We start from the raw sequence: 19,700 nt of genomic DNA on the forward strand, positions 1-19,700 counted from the left end.
GATAAGGTTTAACGATAGTATGGCTAAAATCGTATTTTTTAATGTAATTTGAAAACTTAATTTCGTTTATTCTAAAATAGCGGCAATTCCAGGTAATGTTTTACCTTCTAAACTTTCAAGCATCGCGCCGCCGCCAGTACTAACGTAACTTACTTTGTTCTCAAAACCAAATTGTTTTACCGCGGCAACAGAGTCGCCACCACCCACAAGTGAAAACGCTCCATTTTTAGTAGCTTCTGCTATAGAATTCCCTAACTCAATGGTGCCTTTTGCAAAGCTTTCCATTTCGAAAACACCTAAAGGACCGTTCCATAAAATGGTTTTGGAATCCATAACAACATCGTGAAATAATTCAATCGATTTTGGTCCGGCATCAACACCTTCCCATCCGTCAGGAATGGCATTAATATCCACAATTTGCGTGTTTGCATCGTTACTAAAATCGTCTGCAGCAACCACATCAACAGGAATGTGCACGTGAACGTTTTTAGCTTTGGCTTGTTTTAATATATCCAATGCCAGTTCCATTTTATCGTCTTCACAAATGGAATTTCCTATTTGTCCTCCTTGAGCTTTAACAAAGGTAAACGACATACCGCCACCAATAATTAAATGGTCTACTTTATCCAGAATATTCTCGATAATTGTAATTTTTGAAGAAACCTTTGCTCCGCCCAAAACAGCTAAAACTGGTTTTTCGCCTGTTTCCATGACTTTTTTAATGCTTTCAATTTCTTGCGCCAATAAATTTCCGAAGCATTTTTTATCTTTAAAAAACTGCGCTATAATAGTGGTTGATGCGTGTGCTCTGTGGGCTGTACCAAAGGCATCGTTTACGTAAATGTCGCCCAGTTTCGATAATTTTTTGGCAAACTCGATATCGCCAGCGGTTTCTTCCTTATAATACCGTAGGTTTTCCAACAATAAAATTTGACCCGGTTCTAGGTTTGCCACGGCGTTTTCTGCTTCGTCTCCAACACAATCGGGTACGAACTTAACGTCAACACCCAACACATCTTCAACTTTTGATGCGATGTGCTTTAACGAAAATTCTTCTTGAAATCCTTTAGGGCGACCTAAATGCGACATTAAAACACAACTCCCGCCATCTTCCAATATTTTAATTATGGTTGGTTTTGCCGATACAATTCTTGTGGCATCGGTTACCTCAAAATTGTCGTTTAATGGCACGTTAAAATCTACTCGGATTAGTGCTTTTTTATTTTCGAAATTAAAGTCGTTAAGGGTTTTCATTGTATATATGTTTTTGTTTCTTAGTTATTTGAAACACAAATGTAACCAATTATACAGCCAATTAAAATGTGTTTTTTAACGAAAACGATGTAGCTTGAAAGAAATATTTAATTTTAATATGTTACGTCTTTTGCGTTAGGGATTGAAGTGGCATCCTTTTTTGTGCTTAACCATAAGTTTAACTTGAAACCCATTTAAAATATGGAAAACTAACTTGATGAGAGACTGAAGCACGTACAGCACTAAAAAGATATAGCGGAAAGCCCGACCGCTTGCCCGGGGCGCAGTCGAAGGGTGCGGTAACGCCCAAATTAAAAACAAGAATGACATTTTACTGCTTTTTTGGTGCTTAACTTCTAATAAAATTCGTTTACTTTTGCTTTATGCTTTTTGAAGATATTTTAGGACAAGAACACATTAAAAACCATTTAACACAAAGTGTTGATAATGGCCGAATACCGCATGCCCAATTGTTTGTTGGTAAAGAGGGCTCTGGCACTTTACCCATGGCCATTGCTTATGCGCGGTACATTTTATGCTCTAATTCGGGCGGTGAAAACCATACTGGAAATGATGTGTGTAACCTAAAATTCAAGAATTTTTCGCATCCCGATTTACATTTCGCATTTCCAGTAACCACGAGCGATAAGGTGAAAAGCAAACCAGTTTCGAGTTTTTATTTGGAAGAGTGGCGCCAGTTGTTAAAAGAGCAACCTTACGGAAATTTGTTTGATTGGTACAAATTGCTTGGGGTTGATAATAAACAGGGGCAAATTGGGGTTGATGAAGCCCATGAGATTGTAAAATCGCTTACGCTGAAATCTTACGAAGGTGGCTATAAAGTGATGCTGATTTGGATGGCAGAAAAAATGAATACCGCCTGTGCCAATAAACTTTTAAAACTGATTGAAGAACCGCCAAGCAAAACCGTTTTTATTTTAATTACCGAAGACGATGAGCAAATAATCAACACGATTAAATCGCGTTGCCAACTACTGCAGTTTCCGCCATTGGCTGAAGATGTGATAAAAGATGCTTTGGTGAAAAAGTATGGTTTAGAGCTTTCTGTTGCTACAAAAATAGCGCATCAATCGGACGGGAATTACAACAAAGCTTGCGATTTGGTGTATCGGGATTCTGAAGACATCCAATTTGAAACTTGGTTTATTTTCTGGATTCGTAGTGCTTTTAAGGCCAAAGGCAACAAAGCGGCCATACACGATTTAATTTCGTGGAGTGCCGATATTGCAAAAACAGGGCGCGAAACGCAAAAGCAGTTCTTAAATTTTTGTTTGGATTTTTTTCGTCAAGCATTATTGCTAAACTACAAAGCTACCGATCTTGTTTTTTTAGAGCCTAAAACCGAAAAATTCAAACTTGAAAATTTTGCGCCTTTTGTGCACGGAAATAACATTATGGATATTAGCAACGAGCTACAAGATGCGATTTACCATATTGAGCGCAACGGAAATTCAAAAATTATTTTAACCGATTTGTCTATTAAATTAACGCGCTTGCTTCATAAAAAGGAAGCATAAGCCACTAATTGGGATAAAAAGAAAAACGCTTCCAGAAATGACTCCAAAAGCGTTTAACTATTTGTTTATTAGTGTTTTAAGACTTATTCCTTTTTGTCAGTTTCTTTAGCAACTTCTTTTTCGGTTCCGTTTAAAGCCTCTAAAATGGTTTGGGTTAAATCGTTTTCTTCCGTGCTGTACATAACGGTTGATGCGGCATCGGTAGTACCTAAAATGTAGGTGTAACCGTTTTTCTCGCCGTAATCTTTTACAAAATCCTTTACTTTAATAATTACAGAATCGATTTCTGTTTGAAAAGATTGTGTTAACAATTGCTTCTCATATTGCATTTGCTGTTGCAATTGCTGTTGTTTTTGCTGCAAACCGCCCATTAATTCTTGTTGCTTTTTTTGAGAAGCTCTTTGAGCTTCCTTTTGGGTTTCTTGCACTTCTGCTTGAAATGCTTTACCAATACTGTCGGCTCTTTTCTTAAAAGCTTCTTCCTTAATCTGAAATTTTGCTTCAAGATCCTTTTTTTCTTGAAATTCGTTTATAAGCGTTCCGTTATTTACATATCCGATTTTTGCTTGTTTTTGGCAAGAGGATAAAACAATCATTGCTAATACGAGGTAAACTATATTTTTCATGGGTTTGGTTTTTCTGTTTTTAGAATTCGCACAAATGTAATAAAGTAAGTGATAATTTAAAGCGGAATTATTTTGAATTTAACGTATAAGTAATTTTTATAGAATGTATCTATTAAAATAGTCAGTGTCTATTGAAAACAGAATCGTTTAAAGCGATTTAAGAGCCTTTTTTAAATAGGACTAGCATATAGCTGTTTGTATGGTTAATCGCTTAAATGCGTACACGAAAACAAATTTTACCTGTTTTTTATGATATAAATTAAGGAAGATGCCTCTTTAGTGCGTAAGGATTTTAAATTTGAAAGCAATCCTATCCAAAAACCATTAAGCATGTTCATTTTTCCTGTTTTGTATTTTTCCGAAAGTAGGCTCACATAAAACGCATCAAAAAGCAAGGGTTTCATTTTAACAACTTGCATATCCTGTTTTGAAACTAATTTTGAAATTGATTCTTTATTAAAATGCCAAAGATGTCTCGGAACATCGTAAGCGGCCCAAAACTGTTTGTAATGTTTGGCATCGTAACTTTTATAATTAGGAACGGCTATTATTAAAGTGCCATTGGGTTTTAATATTTTTTTGAATATTGAAATCTGTTCTTCCAAATTTGGTAAATGTTCTAAAACATGCCAAAGTGTAATGACATCAAAACGGTGTTCTTCAATCTTAAAAAGCTCATCGGTTTTAAAAACGGAATGGTTTGTTTTTTTATTGGCAATGTCCCGGGCTTTTTTGTTGGGCTCAATTCCGAAAACAGTCCAATTATTTTGTTTTGCGGTTTGCAAAAAATCACCTGTACCGCATCCAACATCCAATAGGTTTTTTTCGGTTGAGGAAAAAGAGTTTATCAAATTCAACTTCTTTTTAAGTGAAAATTGCCGAACTAAATGATATGCTTTTTCAAATAGATTGCGTTGTGAATCCGTATGCGAAATATAATCTTCACTTTTATAATATTCGGGTAATTTATCTGAATCTGGTTGTGGCGAGGTTTCTAAAAATCCATATTCTGAATTTAGAATTAATTCAAATTCCTCCCCTGAAACAGAATGGTCTTTTACTTTTAAATTTTCTTTAGCCACGAATACACGAATGTTTTAGCAAGTTGTTTTCTAAAAATAAATCGCACTATGACGATCTTGTTTTGTTTTCAAAAGTGGATTCCTGCTTTCGCAGGAATGACAAAAAAACGAATGTTCCACGTGGAACGTTTGTAAGTAATTCGCGTTTTAAATAACAACGTTTACTTGTTTTCAATAATTAGATTACTGCATTCGCAGGAACTTAGCGTCCCATATAAACCAATAACACCGAAATATCATTTGGAGAAACACCACTAATTCTTGATGCTTGCGATACCGTAGTTGGTTGGATTTTTTTAAGCTTTTCGCGCGCCTCAAAACTCATGGATTTAATTTGAGAGTAATCAAAATTTTGCGGGATTTTCACATATTCCAATCGGCTTAGTTTGTCTGCATTGTTCTTTTCTTTAGCAATATACCCAGAGTATTTTACCTGTATTTCAGTTTGCTCAATAACCTCTCTGTCCAGATCGTTTTCCTGAATATAAGCTTCAACACTTTCTATCTTTCTAACATCATCCATTTCAATATTTGGTCGAGCAAACACTTTAAATAGTTTTCCCGATTGATTAACCGGTGATGATTTTTTTGATTCCAATATCGGATTTATTTCCTCTGGCTTGACGCTTTGTGTTTCAAAAAAATTCACGAATTTTTCAGCTGCTTCATGTTTTTCTTCCATTCGCTTTAAACGCTTTTCTGAAGCCAAACCAATTTCAAAACCTTTTGGTGTTAATCTTTTGTCTGCATTATCTTGACGTAACAACGTTCTGTATTCCGCACGAGATGTAAACATACGATACGGTTCTTCGGTGCCTTTTGTAATCAAATCATCAATCAAAACACCAATATAAGCTTCATCTCTTTTCAAGGTAAAAGGTTCTTTTTCCTTAACTTTTAAACTGGCATTTATACCTGCCATTAATCCTTGCGAAGCTGCCTCTTCGTATCCCGTAGTGCCGTTAATTTGACCAGCGAAATACAATCCATCTACCAACTTGGTTTCTAAAGTATGCTTTAATTGTGTCGGTGGAAAATAATCATATTCTATGGCATAACCTGGTCTAAAAAACTTAACGTTTTCAAAACCGACAACAGAGCGCAATGCTTTAAACTGAACATCTTCAGGAAGCGAAGTAGAAAACCCATTTACATAAACCTCGCAAGTTTTCCAGCCTTCGGGTTCAATGAATAATTGATGCCGGTCTTTATCTGCAAAACGATTAATTTTGTCTTCAATAGACGGACAATATCGAGGGCCCAAACTTTTAATTCTACCATTAAACATCGGTGATCTATCAAAACCTTCACGTAGCAAATCATGTACCAATTCGCTTGTGTAAGTCATGTGACAAGAGCGCTGGTTCCCCAATGTTTTTGTAATATCTAAAAAAGAGAATTTTTCGGGGTTTTCATCCCCAGGCTGTTCTATCATTTTAGAAAAATCCAATGACCTTCCATCAACCCTTGGAGGCGTTCCGGTTTTCATTCTACCCGATTCAAAACCTAAACCAACCAATTGTTCCGTGATTCCAGTTGCGGCTTTTTCACCTGCTCTTCCTCCTCCAAAATTCTTGTCGCCAATATGAATTAAACCGTTTAAAAAAGTGCCGTTCGTAAGCACAACGGTTTTGCCTATTATTTCTAATCCAAGCGACGTTTTTATTCCGACAACTTTATGATTCTCTACCAATAACCCAGAAACCATTTCTTGATAAAAATCAAGATTTGGTGTGCCTTCTAAAAGTAATCTCCAATCTTCCGCAAAACGCATTCTATCGCTCTGCACTCTGGGACTCCACATTGCAGGCCCTTTGGATTTGTTAAGCATTTTAAACTGAATGGCCGAAGTGTCGGATACAATACCGCTATAGCCACCAAGCGCATCAATCTCACGAACGATTTGCCCTTTCGCAATACCGCCCATAGCTGGGTTGCAGGACATTTGCGCAATGTTTTGCAAATTCATGGTAACCAGCAATGTTTTGCTTCCCATATTGGCAGCGGCAGCGGCAGCTTCACTTCCTGCGTGGCCAGCACCAACAACTATAACATCATAAAGGTCGTTAAACATCCTATTGTTTTTTTTATTGCTTTGAATGATACACATTTCGGCAAGCTCAATGTCTCATTCATTTTATAATCATAAAACGTTCCACGTGGAACATCTTAATATTTTTGGTTTGCAAATATACGCTGAATTCTTGAATATTAAACCAGTTGCTTTAAGTAGTGGTTTTCTTTATTGCGCATTTCCTTGGCGTCCTCTTCAGTTTTATCTTTGTAGCCACAGTAATGTAAAATACCGTGGATTATAACGCGATGTAATTCTTCTTCAAAAGGAGTGTTGAAATCTTTGGCATTATCCGCTACCCGTTCCACAGATATAAAAATATCCCCTTGTATAATTTTTCCGACTGAATAATCAAAACTAATTATATCGGTTAAAGTATCGTGATTGAGGAATTCAACGTTTAATTTATGTAAATAGGCATCATCACAAAACACATAATTTATATCATCTTCTTTCAATCCTTCTGTGGAAATAGTTTGTGAAATCCATGAGGAAACAGCCTCTTCGTTTTCCAATGAAAAATCGGTTTCGTAATTAAAACTAATCATTTGTTTTTTTAAAGTACTCTTGAACTTTCTTTCTGTAAATTTGACGCAAAGGTAAGGTTTGTCTGTTCAATATTTCGGTAGTATTAAAATATTGTTTAGCCGATGGAATTTGATTGTTTGTGTTATTGTCGAAATCATTTTTGTTGGTTTCAGATTCTCGTTTATTGTCTTCGCCCTGTTGAAACGTAGCGTTCTCCATTTTTAATAATTGATGTTTTAATTCCATCATTTTTTGAAGGGTTCGATTTGTAAATCCTTCATTTAATAAATCCAACTCTACCTCTTCCATTTTTTTTAACAGCGCATCGCCATCTCCTTTTGATCCCTTTCCTTCTTTTGCCAAACGTTCTTCTAAGGCTTTTCGCAATTCCTGTTGCTGCTGATAAATCTCGTATAGTTTACCATTCAAATCATCGTTTTCTCCTTTACCGTCACCACCATTTTGGTTGCCGTTTTCTCCCTTTCCCTCATTATTTCCTTCTTGTCCTTGCTTTCCTTTTTCTCCCTCTTTTTCGCCCTCACCTTCTTTATCGCCTTCACCCTTTTCAGGTTTTTGTCCTTCTCCTTTTTTCAAGCCTTCCTCCATCATCTTATTGAGCTCTTCCTGTGTCATAATAATATCTGGAAGTTGCATTTCGCCCTCTCCACCCTTGCCTTGAGCCATGCTCATATTTTCTTGCATATTGTCTAAAACATCACTTAAAAAATTGGCCAGATTATTCGCGGCTGTAATGGTGAATTGTTGATTTGAAACCCCTTGATACAATTGGTTTTCGGCTAATAAACTTAATGCTTTATCAATATTATAAAACACCTCGGTAATTTCTTTGTTTACCGTTTCGGATAGTTTGGGCTGACGCAACGACATAGCAAATAAGCTGTCGTCAATATGCTCAAAATGTTCTTTAAGGTTATGCTGTTTTCTTAAATAAGAGGCATACTTATTGTTATTGGCTTCAATGGTTCTAAACTGATTCATTAGGGCTTCTTGATCAAAAGAAAACAATACCAAATTATCTAGAATTTGTCGAAGCATTTCAACATCTTCTTGCATTTGATTGGCATCACTCCCTCCCATGGAACTTTTTATTTTCTCGCTCATCTCCATCATTTTTTTTGCCGCCTTCTTTTGACTTTTTTTAGCGTTTTTCTGATTTTGATTTTCACTGTTCTTGAGCTCACTTTCTTGCTTGTCTGACGCTTTTTCCTCTTTGCTTTTTTCCAATGATTCCGTAGCTTTTTGCTGTTCGTCGTCTACTTCCCTTTCATCCAATTTATCCCGGGGAATATCAATGGGCTTTTTTAATGTTTTGCTGTCTTTTTCAAGTTGTTCAATTTGTTTTTTAAATTCTTCAAACTGCTCGTTTAAACCATCTTGATTTTCTTTGGTGTTTTTCACTTCAGGTTCGTTGGATAATTTTTCTTGGTCGATGGCCAACTTCATTAAATCCTCTTTTAGCTTTTCCAATTTCTTTTCAATGTAAAAGCGTTTGGTTAACTCAATTAATTGCTCAAGACTTCTCTTTTTGTTTTTATTTTGTTTTGCTAATTCATCAAGTTTTTCGGTTAACTCTTCCTTATTTATTTTTTCTTGAAGTTTTTTTAATTCCTCTAAAAGTTTTTCGTCCTTTTTAAGTTGCTCTTCATTTTCATCCAACCGCTTTTTTAAATCTTCTTTAAAGGTGTCCTCCTCTATGTTTTCTTTTTGAAAATTCTCTAAATTATCTTTGAGTTTTTTATTGAAATTTTTCATCATTTCGTCTTGTTGTTGTTGACGCTTTAAAAATGATTCCAATTTCTTTTTATCGTTAAAATTTAAGCTCGACTTTTCCTTTTGGGTTTTAGATAATTCTTCTAGGTTTTTTTCTTGTTCTTCGAACTTTTCCAAGGATTTATTTAAGTCTTTTATTGTTTCGTTTTGTTCATTCAGTTGTTTTTGTTCCTCTTCAGCCTTGGTGCGTTTTCTATAGGTAAACACATCGCTTTTTGTACGCTTATAATTGTTAACCACATCATTATCAAATACTTGAAAATATAATTCGTAAGCAATGCCAGCTTTAATATTTAAATTATTGGGGAAAGCCGTAATAAATTCATCAATATTTGTGTTGGAAATAGGTATGTTCTCCACTTGCTTTTTAGACGCATCATTAACGGGATAATAAACCATTTGAAGTTTGCTAAACCCATAATCGTCACTAATTTGACCGTAAAAATAAAGGGTTTGTAAATCCAGGCTATCCACCTGCACTTTTAAGTTGAGTTCGGGATACTCATCTTTATCAACATCAATTCTAAAAGCCAAATTTTCGTAGTTTCTAAGGTTGGCGTTACTTGTGCTTAAGCTATAATCGAAATGCTTGTAAAGACGTTTGGATAATTCAAAATTATCCATTTTATCCGAAGAAAAATCCACCGTGTCAGTGGCGTATAAGCGCACAATATCGGTCGATTTTGTTTTAAGTCGCCACGTTACATTGGTGCCTTCCGGAACAACGGCATTGCCGGTACTTTTTAAAGTAGTATTCTTCTTTTTGGTGTGTTTCGGAAAATTCAAAACCATCTCAAAACTCAATAATGATGGTGTTTCAACAACATTTAAGGTGTATGGTTTTGAGGTTACGGTGTTTGCCGTTAACTGGAATTCGATATTGGTTTTAGGCTGGGAAAACACATATTCAAACTCGCCTATTCCTTTTTTGTTTAAAAAATAGGTTTCGTTATTGTAAACGATTTGCACGCTTTCTGGAGCAACATCGCCGGCAGTTCTAATTTCTAATTTAAAATCTTTATTTTCAATGGCTTTTAAATCGTTATTAACTACAAAAAACTGAAATGGCGCTGGTGGCTCATAGGCCGTTTTGTAATGTACAACGCGTTTATAACTGTCGCTAAACCAATTGGATTCGCCGGTCAAAAAGGTAGCTAAAATGATCAAAACAGGAATGGCGGCATATTTTAAATAGCCCAAATTCTTTTTAAAATTTACGGCCAATTTAAACGGAATGGGTTTCAGTTCCATCGATTTTTGTTCAATACTCGCCAACAATAATTCAGATTGCGATGGGTTTTGTTTCAGCTGAACAACATTCAACAATTTATCGCTAACTTCAGGGAAATGATTGCCTATAATTTTAGAAGCATCCACATAATCTATTCCCTTTTTTAGCTTAAATAATTTAGCCAACGGTACAGCTATAAACTTAGCGAGTAACAAAACCTCAACTAAAATAAAAACCCAAAATAAAATGGTTCGCGCTAAAGGGTTTAGCCATAAAACATACTCGATAAACAGCGTAAATAAAAAATATAACAAGCCAATGGCGAAAAACAAAATAGCACCCTTTATTAATTCGTTGGTGTAATACCGACTAATAAATTGCTCTAATTTGGTTTGTATGGTTTTAAAATTGTTCAATTGTAATGTTTAAGGCTTATAACTTACTAAATTACAATTTTATTTTTATAAGCGTCTTAACTGTCTGTTAATTTAGGTTTAAAGGCAAATTAGAGTTTACAAGGTTTATTTGGCCCCTCACAGATTTACTATATGCAAAACCTTATCCGCGAAAATCAGTGCAATCTGTGTCTTTAAAAATCTCGATAATTGTATCTTTGAAGAAATTTATAAAACATGACCAAAAATGTTCGTGTGCGTTTTGCACCAAGTCCAACCGGGCCTTTACATATTGGCGGCGTTCGAACCGCGCTTTTCAACTATTTATTCGCTAAAAAACACAATGGTACTTTTATTTTGAGGATAGAAGATACCGATCAAAACCGTTATGTTGAAGGCGCCGAACAATACATTATTGATGCATTAAATTGGTGTAATATGCCTTTTGACGAAGGGCCACGGATTTCCGCGGAAGCGGAAATGAAAAAAGGACCGTATCGTCAAAGCGAACGTAAACATTTATACAAACAATATGCCGATGAGTTGATTGCTTCGGGTAACGCCTATTATGCTTTTGATACGGCTGAAACATTGGATTTTCACAGAAAAGACCACGAAGCCAAAGGCAAAACCTTTATTTACAATTGGCATAACCGGCTTAAATTAAACAACTCTTTATCGCTTTCGGCGGAAGAAACCAAAGCCAAATTAGAGGCTGGCGACGATTATGTGATTCGGTTTAAATCGCCACAAGACGAAACGCTGCACTTAAATGATATGATTCGCGGTACGATTAAAATCGATACCAATATTTTAGATGATAAGGTTTTGTTTAAAAGCGATGGTATGCCAACCTATCATTTAGCCAATATTGTGGACGACCACCTTATGGAAATATCGCACGTTATCCGTGGCGAAGAATGGTTGCCAAGTTTAGCATTACACTATCAATTATACAAAGCTTTTGGTTGGGAAACTCCAGAATTTGCCCATTTACCCTTAATATTGAAACCTACCGGAAAAGGCAAATTAAGCAAACGCGATGGCGATAAATTGGGCTTTCCAGTGTTTCCTTTGGAATGGAAAGACCCAAAAACCGGAGACGTTTCAAGAGGTTATAAAGAAGATGGATATTTCCCCGAAGCTATGGTAAATTTTTTGGCTTTTTTAGGTTGGAATCCCGGTACGGAACAAGAAATTTTTTCTTTAAATGAATTGATTGAAGCTTTCGATTTGAAAAAGGTAAACAAATCCGGGGCACGTTTTGATCCGGATAAAACCAAGTGGTTCAATCACCATTATATGCAAGAGCAAGATAACGATGTATTGGCTGAATTGTTTAAAGCAGAACGCTCTGAGTTAGTCCAAATTGATGTTAATTACATCGCCATGGTTATTGGTTTAATTAAAGAACGTGCGACCTTTGTATCCGATTTTTGGGCGTTGAGTCATTTCTTCTTCATTGCCCCAACTTCTTATGATGAGAAAGCTTCAAAAAAAGCGTTTAAAGACGACACCAAAGCCATTTTAGAAGAAGTCACATCAATAGTAAACAAGGTTGAAGATTTTACCGTAGAAAACCTTCAAACCGAAATAAAAGGCTGGATAACAAGTAACGAAATTGGTTTCGGAAGAGTTATGATGCCCCTACGTTTAGCTTTGGTTGGTGCGTTGCAAGGTCCCGAAGTGTTTGATATTATGTTTATGATTGGAAAAGCCGAAACGGTTAAACGGATTGAAAAAGTGATTAGCTCACTAAACTAAGATTTTATCAAAAAAATGGCTGACAAATGTAATTGACAGCCATTTTTTATTTAAATGTGTTAAGTCTTATTTTAAAATAGGAATATTGGCCTGTTTACATTTTTCAATCATTTCTTCGGGCCAGATACTGGTTTGTATTTCGCCTATATGCGCTTTTTTTAAGAAAAACATACATAAACGCGATTGCCCAATACCACCACCAATAGATAGTGGCAATTTATCATTAAGCAGCATTTTATGCCACATTAATTCTTTTCTGTTTTCAGCTTTTTCTATGGCCAATTGTTTATTTAAGGCATCTTTATCAACTCGAATCCCCATCGACGAAATCTCAAATGCGCGCTCAAGTACAGGGTTCCAAAGCAGGATATCTCCATTTAAGCCTTTATTACCATTTCCGGTTTCGGTACTCCAATCGTCGTAATCTGGTGCTCTTCCATCGTGCTTTCGCCCTTCCGGAAGTTGCGCTCCAATTCCAATTATAAATACGGCACCGTGCTTTTTTGTGGCTTCGGTTTCTCTTTCATCAGGCGTAAGATCGGGGTATTGTTCTGCTAATTCTTGGGTGTGAATAAATGTGATTTTATTAGGAAGAACGGGTTTTAATTGTGGGTAATTTTCAAATACCACATATTCTACCCTTCTTAAAACGCTATAAATTTTAGTAACAACGTGTTTAAGAAAATCAATATTTCGTTCTTCGTTAGTAACGACGCGTTCCCAGTCCCACTGATCTACATATATAGAATGTATATTTGTAAATACTTCGTCCGGACGAATGGCATTCATATCTGTATATACGCCATAGCCCGACTCGATGCCTAATTCGGCCAAGGCCAATCTTTTCCATTTTGCCAGCGAATGCACGATTTCAGCTTCAGCGTCATTCATCGATTTTATAGGAAAGGAAACAGGGCGCTCTATCCCACTTAAATCATCATTAATTCCAGACCCCTTTTTCACGAACAACGGCGCTGTGATTCTTCTTAATCGCAATTCCGAAGATAAACTAAGCTCAAAAAAATCCTTAATCAATTTAATGGCTTGCTCTGTCTCTTGTATATTTAATTGCGGAAAGTATCCTTTTGGAGTTTGTAATTTATAACCCATGGTGTTCATATTAAATTAGTTGATTAGCGACTCGGTATTTATGGCACAAAAATGCGATAAATAGAATGAATATCAAAACCTTGGTGAATGGGAAATACTTAAAAATTCGACCGTTAAAATTGAAAAAATGCAGTTTTATGTGTTTTAGGTTATAAATTATGAAGGGAAATAAATAAAACAGGTCTATTTAATTTTAAGCAGGTTTAAAAAGTGGCGCAATAAAGATGCCGAAAAAAAGTTAAAACGAAATTATTCCGCCCAAAACCAACATCGTTTGATTACCCTTAAAACGAGGGGTTCCACCGGAAACATCCACATTTTCAGAATTTAATTTCTTTAAAATATTGGTAAATCCGTAAATATATTGGGCTTTTAGCTTAAAGTTTTTAATGCCAACCGATGCACCAATAGCACCATTGACGTTAAACTGGGAAATAGTTGTGATGTCTTCGGCGGTTAAAAGGTTATAATTATTGATGTAGTAGCCTTTTTTAGTGTCATCTTTAAGTTCCAATTTTCCGTTGTATTGCAACATCGGCCCCAAATCGATGGTTAAATAATCCGGAATCACTTTAATATGCATCAACATTGCCACTTGGGCGGCAAACATTTTATACGCAATAAATTCGTCCGGATTACTGTTGCTTAACGGCGTTGGTCTCGCAGAAATTTCAATTCGGTTTTCAGAGAGTTGCATCCCAAAACTAATATCGTACCATCTGGTAGGAATATTAACGGTTGAAGACATACCGCCCAAAAATCCATTGGACGATTTGGTTATAAAATTATCTGTGGTTATATCAAATTGGGTGATTCCTCCACCAATTCCAAAGCCATTTTGTATGCGATAATTTCCTTTTTGAGAAAAGCTTTTTGTAACAAAACACAGTGTTAGTGCTACTAATAAGAAATATCCGTTATTATTCATTGCTTATTTAGGGTTAAATATTCAAATATAGCTTAAATTAGTAGTTCATTTTCTTAACCATTAAAAATATTTCCATGAACAATTTTCTTTTTATTCCCATTATTATCTTCGGATTAATCATATTAATCTCTGCTTTCTTCGTTGTTAAACAACAAACGGCTGCCATTATAGAACGCTTTGGTAAATTCCATAGTATTCGTCAGTCTGGTTTGCAGCTAAAAATCCCTTTAGTAGATAGAATTGCCGGTCGTTTAAGCTTAAAAATTCAGCAATTGGATGTTATTATCGAAACCAAAACACTGGACGATGTATTTGTGCGTTTAAAAGTATCGGTGCAATACAAGGTAATTCGTGATAAAGTGTACGATGCGTTTTATAAATTAGATTATCCACACGACCAAATTACCTCTTATGTATTTGATGTGGTGCGTGCCGAGGTACCAAAAATGAAATTGGATGATGTTTTTGTGAAAAAAGATGATATTGCATTGGCCGTAAAAGCTGAATTGAACGACGCCATGTCCGATTACGGTTTTGATATTATAAAAACCCTGGTTACCGATATTGATCCGGATGCGCAGGTAAAACAGGCAATGAATAGAATTAATGCTTCCGAACGTGAAAAAATCGCAGCCCAATTTGAGGGTGATGCACAGCGTATTTTAATTGTTGAAAAAGCAAAAGCCGAAGCCGAAAGCAAACGTTTGCAAGGTCAAGGTATTGCAGACCAGCGTCGCGAAATTGCGCGTGGTTTAGAGGAATCTGTCGAGGTTTTAAATCGCGTTGGCATTAACAGTCAGGAAGCTTCGGCGTTAATTGTGGTTACACAGCACTACGATACCCTTCAATCTTTAGGTGAAGAAACCAATAGTAATTTAATTCTTTTACCCAATGCGCCACAGGCCGGAAGCAATATGCTAAACGATATGGTTGCTAGTTTTGCTGCGAGCAATCAAATTGGGGAGGCCATGAAAGAAGCTAGGAAGAAAAAAGAATAAGATATTCTATTTATAAAATCAACCCTCTGAATTTATTTTTAGAGGGTTTTTACATTGCTCAAGCGCATGAAAAAAACCGTTTTAATCGTTTTAGGATCTCCAAATTCCCCAAAAGGGGAATTAAGTGCCATTTCTACAAGTAGATTGGATTTTTGTGCAAACATATTTTCAAAAGAAAACCTTGTGCTTTGCACTGGCGGTTGGGGCAATCATTTTAATACATCCCCTAAACCTCACGCCTATTATGCAAAAGCATATCTACTTAAAAAAGGAGTTTTAAAAGATGCTTTTTTAGAGCACGCTATTTCATCAAATACGGTTGACGATGCCGTAAAAATAAAGCCCATTGTTGAAAAATTAAACCATGTAGGTTTAACTATTATTACTTCCGATTACCACTTAGCACGCGTAAAGTTAATTTTTAATGAAGTTTTAAAATCTTTTGAATTGAAGTTTCATGGAGTGGAATCTAATCTAAGTATAGTAGCTTACAATAAATTGGTTGCCCATGAAAAAAAAGCGATGAAATCCATAATAAATAATGGGTTATACTATTAATTTAGATTAGCTAAACGGATGCCGCTCTTCCCATTTTCTAATCGGGTTCATGTATTTTACAATGCACTTTAAAATGGTGTTCGCTATAAAATTATTGGTGTGCTTTAAATACACATGCATCGTTTTGGGTTTTGCGCCAATAGAGCTTTTAATTTCCATAGCAGTTCTGGCATATACAATGGTTTTAAAGCCGTTTTCAATACCAAAAAATGCCATGTTAAACAGCATATTCAAATACATTTGATGCTTGTGCTGCAGCTCTTTATTATAGCCTAAAAAGTAGGTTTCCAAAACGTCGTTATTCAAAATTAAGGTATAAAACCCAATCAAATCTTCATTTAAAAAGAAACCAAAAACTTTAAGCTTTTCGCCTAAACTGACTTTTAAATTATAAAAATGCGATTTGTGTAGTTTAAAGGAATTGACTCTGGCATTATCCGAAACGGTTTCATATAATTCAAAAAGGATTTCGGAATTTGCCTTGATAAAATCTTCGTTTAGTTCTTTACAAGCTATGTTCGATACCTTTTTTCGAGCCGTTTTGTAACGCCTTTTGTATTTTTTATTTAATGACGATACGTAGTCTTCAGGCGATTTCCAATTTTCTGAAATTGAAAGTACCATGTTGGGTTGTACCTGGACTTTGTACAAATTATTCCTTTTGAAGAATTCAGGGCTTTTATGAATGGTATCGTTTTCAAAATAATCTTTAAAAGCAATAATGCGTATCTTTTTATTAAACTCAGATTTGATTCTGGCCGTTAAATCTTGTAGTGATTTTTCAAGCTGATTCAAATAATCTTTTTGCGATATGTCTTGGGGGTTATAATAAATTCCGTGTTGCCCCGTATGCATTAAGCTACCAACAATTAAGGCGTTTCCTTTTATAATTTTAGAAACCAATTGTTTGGCCAATTGCTTTAATGTTGGGCTTTTATTGTTTCTAAAAATATCATCGGCATACATTTCCACACGCTTAATTATAGCAATGCCAACTAATTTTTCATTTTTAAAAACGCCCAAATAATAGGGTGTAATGTTATAAGGCGACGATAGCTCAAGCCCTTTTAAAAAATAGGTTTTTAAGAAAATATCGTTATTTGGTAAAGCATCCCAAGAATTTGGAAGCTGACTAACCGTGTTATAGATTTTATAGTGTATCAATACAAAAAGAAAAAAGACCGAAGTTAAATACCTCAGTCTTTAAATGTGTTAAAAAATTACAAAATTTTACATACCACAAAGGATAGCGCCCATAACCGCAAGCGTAACAATCCAATATCCTGCATTTATAAAAATGTATTTGGCGCTTTTGCGTTCAAATAAGGCATTGGTTCCAATAATGGGAAGCGCTACAAAAATTCCTGCCAGTGTGCCATGAAACGCACCGTGTTTAAAGGTTCTGTAAGCCGTTCCGTAATCTGCCATAAACGCTTCAAATGACGGTAAAGCTATGGTTGGATCTCCACCAACCATTCCTAAGGCGCCCCATTGGTGATTGGTCATTTGCATAAGCTGTACGGCTAATAAGGCTGCAAAAAACAAGGCTAATCCAAATATTTTGGCCATATTTCCGCCTTTAATTTTTTCTTCCGTCATTCCAGAAGCTTGCATCCATGCGTTTCCAAATACTTTTGGGTTGTACCATATAAATCCTACAACCAGTGCAGCAACTGCAGCAATTGGGATTGCTATGGGGTTAATTGGCATTTCCATATATTTTAGTTTTATAGTTAGAACTTAAATATAGGTAAAAATATTAATCACGTATTTTTTTTTAACACTTTAATGGGTGTTACACTTGCTTAGCCTCAGCAACCAATAACGCATTTTTATCGTCTAAAGCTTTTGAAATAAACGCATTTATAGCCTCATTTTTTTTCAAGCCGTTTTTTAACAAAACTCCGAGTGTAATCATGGTAATAATTCGTGTTCCGGATTTTTTAACAGATGTGTTGAACAGCGGTTCTAAATCATCATAAGCCACGTGTTTTGCCAATTCTATAATTTCTGCTTTGGCCTTTTCCCGTGCATCTTCTGGTAATCTATCGTATTTTTTACCGTACGATTTTATTTGTTCAATCGCCGGACGGTTATTTTGTTGTTGGGGTTTCGCTTGGTTTTGATTGGTTTTATTTTTAGTCTCGACACTTCGGGATTGCTTCGCCCAAGAATCTCGTAAACCAACCGTTTTATTGAATACTAATTTTTCTGAAATAGAATCGTCATCAACATTAAAATAACCTAAACGTTGAAACTGAAACCTATCGCCTATTTGAGCTTCTTTCAAACTTGGCTCGACAAAAGCTTCAATGATTTTTAATGAATTTGGATTGATAAAATCCATATAGTTTTTATCTTGATGACTATCTGGAGCTTCGTCCATAAACAGCCTATCGTATTCTCTAACTTCAGCCTTAATCGCATGATTTATAGACACCCAATGCAAGGTGCCCTTTACTTTTTTAGTAGTGTCTTCGGTATAGGTACAACGAATTTCAGTAATGTTTCCGCGGGTGTCTTTTACAACACTTTCCGCTTTAATAATATAAGCATTTTTTAGTCGGACTTCGCCACCTAATTTCAGTCTGAAAAACTTATTCCCAGCCTCTTCTTTAAAATCTTCTTTTTCAATATAGAGTTCACGAGAAAACGGCACTTTTCTAAAACCTGCACTTTCATCTTCTTGATTGTTTTCGGCTTCCATCCATTCCACTTTGTCTTCCGGATAGTTGGTAATTACAAGCTTAACAGGGTTTAAAACCGCCATAACCCGAGGCGCTGTTTTGTTTAAATCTTCGCGAATACAAAACTCTAAAAGCGACACATCAATCACATTGTCGCGTTTTGCCACACCAACGGTTTCAACAAATTTTCTAATAGCATTTGGGGTATATCCGCGACGGCGCAAGCCAGAGATGGTAGGCATTCTCGGATCGTCCCAACCGCTTACAACACCATCTTCAACCAATTGAAGCAACTTGCGTTTGCTCATTATGGTATAACTTAAATTTAAACGGGCAAACTCACGTTGCTTGGGCAACAATGGGTATTTGTTTTTGCTGTAAGCGTACACTTCGTGTTTAAACCAATTATAAAGCTCTCTATGAGGCTTAAATTCAAGCGAGCATAAAGAGTGTGATATTTGTTCAATATAATCGCTTTCGCCATGCGTCCAGTCGTACATCGGGTAAATACACCAATCATTTCCTGTTCTGTGATGGTGCTTCTTTAAAATACGGTACATAATCGGGTCGCGCATGAGCATATTGGTGTGCTGCATATCAATTTTAGCGCGTAAAATGTGTGACCCAGCTTCAAATTCGCCATTTTTCATGCGTTCAAAAAGGTCTAAATTTTCGGCAACAGTTCTATTTCTATAAGGGCCATCCACTCCTGGTTGGGTTGGCGTGCCTTTTTGTTCGGCCATGGCTTCACTAGATTGCGAATCTACATAGGCCTTTCCGTCTTTAATAAGCAAAACGGCCCAATCGTAAAGTTGTTGAAAATAATCTGAAGAATACAGCTCGTTAGCCCAAGTATACCCTAACCACTCAATATCACGCTTTATAGCATCAACATACTCTTGCTCTTCTTTTGCGGGATTGGTATCATCAAAACGAAGGTTTACCGGCGCATTGTATTTTTCGCCCAAACCAAAACTTATTCCAATTGCTTTAGTATGCCCAATATGCAAATAACCATTGGGTTCGGGTGGAAAGCGGAAGCGCAAATCGTTTTTCGACATGCCGTTAGCTAAATCTTCTTCTATGATTTGCTCTAAAAAGTTAAGTGATTTTTTTTCTTCAGACATAAAAATTTA

General features: G+C 35.9%; 15 protein-coding genes. 4 read left to right on the forward strand and 11 right to left on the reverse strand.

The genetic code is table 11. The features are described 5' to 3' along the window. Positions 1-66: 66 nt before the first annotated feature. Positions 67-1,254, reverse strand: a complete 1,188-nt coding sequence (locus RNZ47_RS02795; RefSeq protein WP_311936036.1) for a phosphoglycerate kinase — start codon at positions 1,252-1,254, stop codon at positions 67-69. A gap of 383 nt (positions 1,255-1,637) precedes the next feature. Between RNZ47_RS02795 and RNZ47_RS02800 the strand changes: the two genes are divergently transcribed. Next, entirely contained in the window at positions 1,638-2,792 is a 1,155-nt protein-coding gene (locus RNZ47_RS02800) for a DNA polymerase III subunit (protein WP_311936041.1), read from the forward strand. An 83-nt stretch (positions 2,793-2,875) separates the two neighbouring features. Here RNZ47_RS02800 and RNZ47_RS02805 read toward each other — a convergent pair whose 3' ends face one another. The 5 genes from RNZ47_RS02805 to RNZ47_RS02825 form a co-directional block, all read right to left on the reverse strand. Continuing rightward, entirely contained in the window at positions 2,876-3,418 is a 543-nt protein-coding gene (locus RNZ47_RS02805) for an OmpH/Skp family outer membrane protein (protein ID WP_311936044.1), read from the reverse strand. Positions 3,419-3,654: 236 nt separating this feature from the next. Next, positions 3,655-4,500, reverse strand: a complete 846-nt coding sequence (locus RNZ47_RS02810) for a class I SAM-dependent methyltransferase (RefSeq protein WP_311936047.1) — start codon at positions 4,498-4,500, stop codon at positions 3,655-3,657. Positions 4,501-4,702: 202 nt separating this feature from the next. Continuing rightward, positions 4,703-6,574 carry a tRNA uridine-5-carboxymethylaminomethyl(34) synthesis enzyme MnmG gene (gene mnmG, locus RNZ47_RS02815; RefSeq protein ID WP_311936050.1) on the reverse strand — a complete coding sequence of 624 codons (1,872 nt, stop codon included), beginning with the start codon at positions 6,572-6,574 and terminating at the stop codon, positions 4,703-4,705. A 137-nt stretch (positions 6,575-6,711) separates the two neighbouring features. Continuing rightward, positions 6,712-7,122 (reverse strand): rRNA maturation RNase YbeY, encoded by a 411-nt coding sequence (gene ybeY, locus RNZ47_RS02820; RefSeq protein ID WP_311936055.1) that lies wholly within the window; start codon positions 7,120-7,122, stop codon positions 6,712-6,714. Next, positions 7,115-10,540: a DUF4175 family protein gene (locus RNZ47_RS02825; protein WP_311936058.1), complete on the reverse strand. Its 3,426-nt coding sequence runs from the start codon at positions 10,538-10,540 to the stop codon at positions 7,115-7,117. Before RNZ47_RS02825 ends, ybeY begins: the two co-directional genes overlap by 8 nt. Positions 10,541-10,756: 216 nt before the next feature. On the opposite strand from RNZ47_RS02825, the gene gltX reads away from it, so the two are divergent. Continuing rightward, a complete protein-coding gene (gene gltX / locus RNZ47_RS02830; RefSeq protein WP_311936061.1) occupies positions 10,757-12,283 on the forward strand; it encodes a glutamate--tRNA ligase in 1,527 nt (508 codons plus the stop codon). Between the two features lie 66 nt (positions 12,284-12,349). Here gltX and asnA read toward each other — a convergent pair whose 3' ends face one another. Together asnA and RNZ47_RS02840 are read right to left on the reverse strand one after the other, a co-directional pair. Then, positions 12,350-13,393, reverse strand: a complete 1,044-nt coding sequence (gene asnA, locus RNZ47_RS02835; RefSeq protein ID WP_311936066.1) for an aspartate--ammonia ligase — start codon at positions 13,391-13,393, stop codon at positions 12,350-12,352. 238 nt (positions 13,394-13,631) lie between these two features. Then, complete coding sequence (locus RNZ47_RS02840) at positions 13,632-14,321, reverse strand: porin family protein (RefSeq protein WP_311936069.1); 690 nt, start codon at positions 14,319-14,321, stop codon at positions 13,632-13,634. 74 nt (positions 14,322-14,395) lie between these two features. On the opposite strand from RNZ47_RS02840, the gene RNZ47_RS02845 reads away from it, so the two are divergent. Both RNZ47_RS02845 and RNZ47_RS02850 read left to right on the forward strand, forming a co-directional pair. After that, positions 14,396-15,319, forward strand: coding sequence for an SPFH domain-containing protein (locus RNZ47_RS02845; RefSeq protein WP_311936073.1), 924 nt, complete (start codon positions 14,396-14,398; stop codon positions 15,317-15,319). A 66-nt stretch (positions 15,320-15,385) separates the two neighbouring features. Then, positions 15,386-15,877: a YdcF family protein gene (locus RNZ47_RS02850; protein WP_311936075.1), complete on the forward strand. Its 492-nt coding sequence runs from the start codon at positions 15,386-15,388 to the stop codon at positions 15,875-15,877. A 6-nt stretch (positions 15,878-15,883) separates the two neighbouring features. On the opposite strand, the gene RNZ47_RS02855 is transcribed toward RNZ47_RS02850, so the two are convergent. The 3 genes from RNZ47_RS02855 to RNZ47_RS02865 form a co-directional block, all read right to left on the reverse strand. Further along, complete coding sequence (locus tag RNZ47_RS02855) at positions 15,884-17,041, reverse strand: GNAT family N-acetyltransferase (RefSeq protein WP_311936078.1); 1,158 nt, start codon at positions 17,039-17,041, stop codon at positions 15,884-15,886. Between the two features lie 66 nt (positions 17,042-17,107). After that, on the reverse strand, positions 17,108-17,587 hold the full coding sequence (locus RNZ47_RS02860; RefSeq protein WP_376717815.1) for a DUF1761 domain-containing protein: 480 nt from the start codon (positions 17,585-17,587) through the stop codon (positions 17,108-17,110). An 85-nt stretch (positions 17,588-17,672) separates the two neighbouring features. After that, positions 17,673-19,691 (reverse strand): glutamine--tRNA ligase/YqeY domain fusion protein, encoded by a 2,019-nt coding sequence (locus RNZ47_RS02865; RefSeq protein WP_311936085.1) that lies wholly within the window; start codon positions 19,689-19,691, stop codon positions 17,673-17,675. Positions 19,692-19,700 lie beyond the last annotated feature (9 nt).

The sequence above is a fragment of the Hwangdonia seohaensis genome (genome assembly GCF_031932625.1).
Lineage (GTDB): Bacteria > Bacteroidota > Bacteroidia > Flavobacteriales > Flavobacteriaceae > Hwangdonia > Hwangdonia seohaensis.

Excerpts from the sequence above, each read along its gene's own strand:
- mnmG (WP_311936050.1), bottom strand. The coding sequence starts at position 6,574 with ATGTTTAACGACCTTTATGATGTTATAGTTGTTGGTGCTGGCCACGCA.
- RNZ47_RS02800 (WP_311936041.1), top strand. The coding sequence starts at position 1,638 with ATGCTTTTTGAAGATATTTTAGGACAAGAACACATTAAAAACCATTTA.
- RNZ47_RS02865 (WP_311936085.1), bottom strand. The coding sequence starts at position 19,691 with ATGTCTGAAGAAAAAAAATCACTTAACTTTTTAGAGCAAATCATAGAA.
- gltX (WP_311936061.1), top strand. The coding sequence starts at position 10,757 with ATGACCAAAAATGTTCGTGTGCGTTTTGCACCAAGTCCAACCGGGCCT.
- RNZ47_RS02860 (WP_376717815.1), bottom strand. The coding sequence starts at position 17,587 with ATGCCAATTAACCCCATAGCAATCCCAATTGCTGCAGTTGCTGCACTG.
- asnA (WP_311936066.1), bottom strand. The coding sequence starts at position 13,393 with ATGGGTTATAAATTACAAACTCCAAAAGGATACTTTCCGCAATTAAAT.
- RNZ47_RS02805 (WP_311936044.1), bottom strand. The coding sequence starts at position 3,418 with ATGAAAAATATAGTTTACCTCGTATTAGCAATGATTGTTTTATCCTCT.
- ybeY (WP_311936055.1), bottom strand. The coding sequence starts at position 7,122 with ATGATTAGTTTTAATTACGAAACCGATTTTTCATTGGAAAACGAAGAG.
- RNZ47_RS02795 (WP_311936036.1), bottom strand. The coding sequence starts at position 1,254 with ATGAAAACCCTTAACGACTTTAATTTCGAAAATAAAAAAGCACTAATC.
- RNZ47_RS02845 (WP_311936073.1), top strand. The coding sequence starts at position 14,396 with ATGAACAATTTTCTTTTTATTCCCATTATTATCTTCGGATTAATCATA.
- RNZ47_RS02850 (WP_311936075.1), top strand. The coding sequence starts at position 15,386 with ATGAAAAAAACCGTTTTAATCGTTTTAGGATCTCCAAATTCCCCAAAA.
- RNZ47_RS02840 (WP_311936069.1), bottom strand. The coding sequence starts at position 14,321 with ATGAATAATAACGGATATTTCTTATTAGTAGCACTAACACTGTGTTTT.